Annotated in this window: 5 protein-coding genes and 1 pseudogene; 5 read left to right on the top strand and 1 reads right to left on the bottom strand. The window is 46.0% G+C overall.

The features are described from left to right. The 5 genes and pseudogenes from F6K38_RS16285 to F6K38_RS16265 form a co-directional block, all read left to right on the top strand. Positions 1–188 (top strand): annotated as a pseudogene (locus F6K38_RS16285) (IS630 family transposase); the annotation flags it as partial. 308 nt (positions 189–496) lie between these two features. Then, a complete protein-coding gene (locus F6K38_RS16280; RefSeq protein WP_044492515.1) occupies positions 497–712 on the top strand; it encodes a hypothetical protein in 216 nt (71 codons plus the stop codon). Positions 713–860: 148 nt separating this feature from the next. Continuing rightward, a complete protein-coding gene (locus tag F6K38_RS16275) occupies positions 861–1055 on the top strand; it encodes a hypothetical protein (RefSeq protein ID WP_229414402.1) in 195 nt (64 codons plus the stop codon). 26 nt (positions 1056–1081) lie between these two features. Continuing rightward, a complete protein-coding gene (locus F6K38_RS16270; RefSeq protein ID WP_287356930.1) occupies positions 1082–1465 on the top strand; it encodes a hypothetical protein in 384 nt (127 codons plus the stop codon). Positions 1466–1837: 372 nt separating this feature from the next. After that, positions 1838–3367, top strand: a complete 1530-nt coding sequence (locus tag F6K38_RS16265; RefSeq protein ID WP_008181690.1) for a glycoside hydrolase family 9 protein — start codon at positions 1838–1840, stop codon at positions 3365–3367. Between the two features lie 438 nt (positions 3368–3805). Here F6K38_RS16265 and F6K38_RS16260 read toward each other — a convergent pair whose 3' ends face one another. Then, positions 3806–5845: a serine/threonine-protein kinase gene (locus F6K38_RS16260; protein WP_044492516.1), complete on the bottom strand. Its 2040-nt coding sequence runs from the start codon at positions 5843–5845 to the stop codon at positions 3806–3808. Positions 5846–6000 lie beyond the last annotated feature (155 nt).

Genomic DNA, 6000 nt, shown 5'->3' with positions numbered 1-6000 from the left:
AGTATAGTCCTGATTATAACTTAATTGAATTGGTTTGGCATTCAGCAAAAGAATATATTGCCAATCGAGTTTTCAAATCAATTGAAGAATTAGAATGTTTGTTAAATCATCTTTTAAATGAAGGAGGGTTAATTATAAAATGGGTACGAAAAATAAAAAACAAAGGCAATGCTGTTATCACAGTTTAAATGCGCAACAGCTTACTATGCTTAACTTCCCGCCGTTTAAGTTACCTCAAAAAGTTGATAACATCACTACTTTATTAATTAAATTTTCACAACTAATTAGCATAGTCAGTACGTAAAACACCGTCAGGCGAACAACAAAAATACTCTGACGCTACTCCCAAATTAGTTTTTTAAGTTTTTTAACGGTTGAATCCTATTTAAAGTTTTTGTGTTATCTTAAAAGTAAGGAGATACAAAGAAGCCAGCGCAAAGATTACACGACTGGCGCTGGCTTATGGGTCCTCCCCTTAGACAAGGAGATAAATCCTATGTTAAAACCAATTCACCCTGATGGTGAGGGTCACCCCTACCACGAAAACGATGCTCGGTACGAGCCGCTATGGGATGCTCGGTACGAGCCGCTACGCGATCGCATTCCCTCGAAACCCCATGATCACCAACTTGACTGGGGTACTGAACTAGCCATCACCGTACTGGCCCCGGCACAAGACATAGAAACTCTAGCAGTAGAGGACGCCTTATGAAAAAGCCCCGTCCTCTAACCGAAAAAGACCGAGCCTTAATCCAGCGCTACAGTAACTGCCAAATTGCTATGACACCACAACAGGTGCGCTTGACCTTGGCGAATTGAATTCGCCAAGGTCAAGCGCACCTAAGTTTTATGGGAAATGGTTGGTTACTTACGAAGTCATAGCCTGTATTTGCTCCCGTAGCGATGCCACAGTACAGCGCTGGTTTGCCAGAGGTGATAACTATCGCTCTCCCATGCCCATCGATTTGTACCATCTGGCCATAATGGACTTCCTTCTAGAGAATTTTGAGGAAATGCCGGAAAAACTCAAGAATTTCCTCTGTCCGCCAGATTAACAAGATGGGGCGGGGGCGCGGGGAGGGTGGGGAGATGGGGTGTGGTAAGTGTGGTAAGTGTGGTAAGTGTGGTAAGTGTGGGGTGGAGGCGCGGGAAGTGTGGGGAGTGTGGGGGGCGCGGGAAGTTATATGAGCAACTGGCTCCTCAAGACGGCGCTACCTTCCAGCTCCGTTCGCACCTCAAGCAGCGTCTGGCTCTGCCAGTAAGCGTGGCCCACAACCTTAGCTCCCTGTTCCCAGATCCGCTGTTCCCTAAGAGTAGGGCAAGAGGCAAGAGGCAAGAGTTAATAAAGTATAGCGCTGCATCACTACTCCCTGTTCCCAGATCCGCTGTTCCCTGTTCCCTAAAATCCAAAAATTTTGTACCGAACCCAATTGAAAACTGCTTAGTTCAAGATACTGTGTGTTAGGGATTTTAATTCTTTACTAAAAATTCACAATAACTTCTAGTTTTATTTAACACTAATATCCTGACAGTTGTAAGCTAATATTAGCTATCGTTACAAAACAAAACTATTTCGGTGTAGCCATTAAGAGTAGTACTACTCAAATTTAAAGTGCTTTTGTCAATCAAATATGAGGCCCTATTATCTCCTTTATTGACGGGGAATTAGAGGCTAGTTCATTGTCCCTGTATTAAACAGGGGTAATTTAACTTGTTTTGTTGTTTTTATCTTCATAAACAACAAAAAATGGTAATTTGACCTGTTTCGTTTTCCCAGTATTAAACAGGGGTAATTTGACTTGCTTTGTTATCAAAGATTACTAATTTTTAATGACTAATGAATGAATCTACTCCTGTTCAACTCGACTCATCCAATGGAAATGGTGAGACTGTACCCAGTATCATCAACACCAATGTTTCACCACAGTTCAACTATGCTGACGCTGTCGAAAAGTCCTTCTTATTTTATGAAGCTCAGCGCTCCGGTAAACTTCCTGAGGACAATCGCATCCCATGGCGCGGGGATTCTGCTCTCAACGATGGTGCTGATGTAGGAGTTGACCTCACTGGCGGTTATTACGATGCTGGAGACCACGTCAAGTTCGGCTTCCCCATGGCTGCTGCCATGACTATGCTAGCTTGGGGGGCAATCGAATATGAAGATGCCTACCAGCACATGGGTCAATGGGATGAGGCTTTGGATGCGATTAAGTGGGGTACCGATTACATACTCAAAGCCCACATCACAGACAGTAACGGTCAAACCGAAGAATTCTGGGCACAGGTTGGATCCGGTGACATCGACCATAGCTTCTGGGGACCGCCGGAAACCATGACCATGGTGCGACCAGCGTACAAAATTGATCCTTTAAATCCCGGTTCTGACCTAGCTGGTGAATCTGCTGCGGCCTTAGCTGCTGCCTCAATTGCCTTCCAATCCACAAACAACAGTTACGCTAATCAACTACTCAATAACGCGAAAGCCCTATTTGACTTTGCCGAGACCTATCAAGGTAACTACTCTGACTCTATCCCCGATGCTGCTATTTTCTACAATTCTTGGAGTGGCTACGAAGACGAACTGGCCTGGTCTGCAACTTGGCTGTACAAAGCAACCGGTGACCAGACCTACTTGGATAAAGCCGAAAGCTACTACCTAGGTATTGATCCTACTCAGACTCAATCCTGGGATCAAAAAGTCCATGGTACTGGCATCCTTCTTGCTCAGGAAACTGACCAGGATAGGTACCGTATCGAAGTAGAACGCTGGCTGGACTACTGGAGTGACGATAGTGGTGAAGGTATCGAATATACTGAGGGTGGACTAGCTTGGTTCAATGACTGGGGTTCCCTACGATATGCTGCCAATACCGCTTTTCTTGCTGGTATTTATAGTGATACCGTTAATGATGGTAATGGTCGTTACTCCGATTTTGCGGCTGATCAAATTGACTACATTCTTGGGGATAATCCCAACAATTTCAGTTATGTCGTCGGTTTTGGCCACAATTCTCCCAAGAATCCCCACCATCGTGGAGCCCATGGTTCTACCACCAATGACATCGAATCACCAACGGACAACCTCAACATTCTCTATGGTGCATTGGTAGGTGGTCCCTCTGAACCAGAGGATAATGCCTATGTCGATGATCGAACTAACTATGCCATTAATGAAGTCGCTCTTGACTACAACGCTGGCTTCACTGGTGCTCTTGCCCGTATGTACCGTGAACAGAACCAACTCAGTCTGGGTTCTAACCTTGAACCAGTAGTGTCTACAGTAGATCCGATCACTAACTTAATATTTGAACCAGTAGTGTCTACAACTAACTCAATAATTGAACTGTCCCCCGCCGGGGAATTCTAAACGGTTGTTATATAGCAGTCGCCAGGGCAGTTAGGACATGACAAAAGTCTCACACCCTTTGTAAGCGATGCAGAGGTGCGACCCGTGGCGAATTTAATTCGCCAACGGAAAGCGCACCTAAGCGGTCTTGGGGGTTTCCCCCACTCGCTATTGCATCAAGAAGCGCAAGAGTTTGACTTCTGACATTTGACTTCTGACAAATGACTTCTGCTATAGCACTACGCATTAAGGTGTTTGACATTGATACAAGCAGCAAAAGCTGTTTTAGTGAACTTTTAGGTGCGACCCGTGGCGAATTTAATAATTAGATGCGGAAAGCGCACCTTTGCATGCATGCCTCTTGCCAATGCCATTGCGCGTAGCGCTATAGAACCCACATTATTAGACTAAAAACCGCTATAGCTCACCCAATTGAGAACTGCTATAAATTACCAATAACTAATCTTCAACCCTAAAGTTAAGTCGATAATTAATCGGTTGAGAAGCTTGAGAAACTACCACAAACTCATAGAAGCCAGATGCTGGCAGCTCCCCGCTCCACTCCCGTTCGGTTGAGTCTTCTAATAGGGGGGTCGTCTTACGGCTAGGACCATAAACTGAAAACAACGCATTTACATCGGTAGCCAGTCTCACTTCCATGAATTGACCACTAGAAAGTTTAGCAGTAAACGCTTTCCCGTCTCCTGGCTCGAGGGTTCCATTGACTTGTTGAACTCCGCCAGCAGCAAACTCAATGCGCTGTAGGGATTTTCCTGATGTCAACGCTTTGATCGTATCCCCAACAATCCCTTGCCACACCTGACCAATAGACTTATCGATAAACTTCTCACCCCGCTGATCTGGAAACTTATGAAAGAATTTAGAATCTGCAATATCATAAGCTGCACGGCTAGAAAGGCGCACCTGATTCACTTGCTGCTTCCAGCGAGTCAGATCTGCTGTCCCATAGCTTCCCAACCCTCTCCGTGCCGTCCGACTCAAATTTAGTAACTCAATCCGGGTCAATAGCTCAAACGCCAGCTTATCCCACTCTTCTCTTAACTTAGCATCCTCTGAACCAGTCCCTAGCTGTCGTTTTTGTTGATTGGGGTACTTGTTCCAAAACGCCTCATTGACTAACTGAACGTAGAACTTTTCGTTAATCTCCAAATTGGCACGACGCTGATCGAGCAATTCCTTGCGCTTTGCCTCGTTTGTGGGAAACCACGAGGGTGGCTTTATGTCCGGTTGATCGATGGGTGATTCCTTTGGTGAGGGTTCCGGCTTAGATCTTTTGCCGAATGTGAACCACCAATTGGTTGCCCAGAAGGTAAAGCCAAATACAGCAGCAGCTAAAACAGATACCAAAACCACCTTGCCAAGCCAATCTAAAACGTTATTATTGCTAGCGCCGGTTAATGGTGTTCCGCTAGCTGGCCTTGCTGGCTGGTTAACCGCTACTGGCTTGGAACCAGGGGCAACTGCTAAGGTCGGTTTAGTCTGAGGGGGTGATGGAGCTGATTGCGGGTCACTGGCAAATTGAAGGTGAGTGGTGAGGTCTCGCAGCACTTCTTTGGCATTTTGGTACCGTTCCCCTGGTCTCGGTTGAAGCATTTTATCCAGGATACGACCTAGGGTGGAGCTAAGGCTAATCTCTCTGCGCCAGTTCCACGTCAGGGTATTGGGGTCAATGATCTGCTGGGGTTCCTGACCAGTCACTAATACTAATATAGTTGCCCCTAGAGCATAGAGGTCACTGTGGGGAAAAACACTTCCTCCTTGCATCTGCTCTGGGGGAGCATAGCCAACTTTACCCAACCGAGTTATGATTGGCTTATTTTGACCAGCCACCTTTGACCCTAGGAACTTCGATGCCACATTTGCTGCTACCTCCTTGACACCGCCAAAGTCAATCAGCACTGGTAAACCATCGGTACTGCGCAAAATCAGATTATCGGGAGAGATATCCCGATGAATCACTCTCATAAAATGGATATATTCCAACACTGGCAGGATTTGGATCAGCAGTTGAGTCACTTCTGCTTCACTAAACCGGAGTCCCTGAGGTCGGCGAGCCTCCAGTAGAGCGCGGTAGGTTTGCCCCTCCACATAGTCCTGAACCAACAATAGGGTGCCTTTGTCCTGTTGTTGTACCTGAAACAACTCACGAAATTGAGGAATTTGAGGGTGTTGCAGTCGATAAAGAACTCCCGCTTCCCGCTCAAATAGTTCTTCTGCTTTTTGTAAGGCGTGGTTACCTTGAACTTGGGGGGCAAATTCTTTTAGCACACAAGGTTCATTAAAGCGGTTAAGGTCTTGAGCTAAATAGGTGCGTCCAAAGCCTCCGTGTCCCAACTCCCGGACGATGCGGTAGCGACCACCCAGAATCTTCCCAGTGTCAAAGGTTTTGGCTAAGGATGGCAGCATCTCGCCACAAACCCGGCAAAACTTATTGTCATTGGGATTCTCATGTCCTTTACTACAATAGAGGGGCGTCATGGGATTTTGGATGTTGGATGTTGGATGTTAGATTTTTTCCCAGGGCTTGGTCCGGGAGACTTGACACAGTGTGTGCTGATTGCTCGACCTGTTGACTCAGTAGTTGACTAAGCATAGGTATATCAGCTACTGTGCTATATATATAAAGATATATA

The organism is Moorena sp. SIO3B2 (assembly GCF_010692525.1).
In the GTDB taxonomy this organism is placed as follows: Bacteria; Cyanobacteriota; Cyanobacteriia; order Cyanobacteriales; family Coleofasciculaceae; genus Moorena; species Moorena producens.
This window is presented reverse-complemented; position numbering and strand designations above follow the sequence as displayed.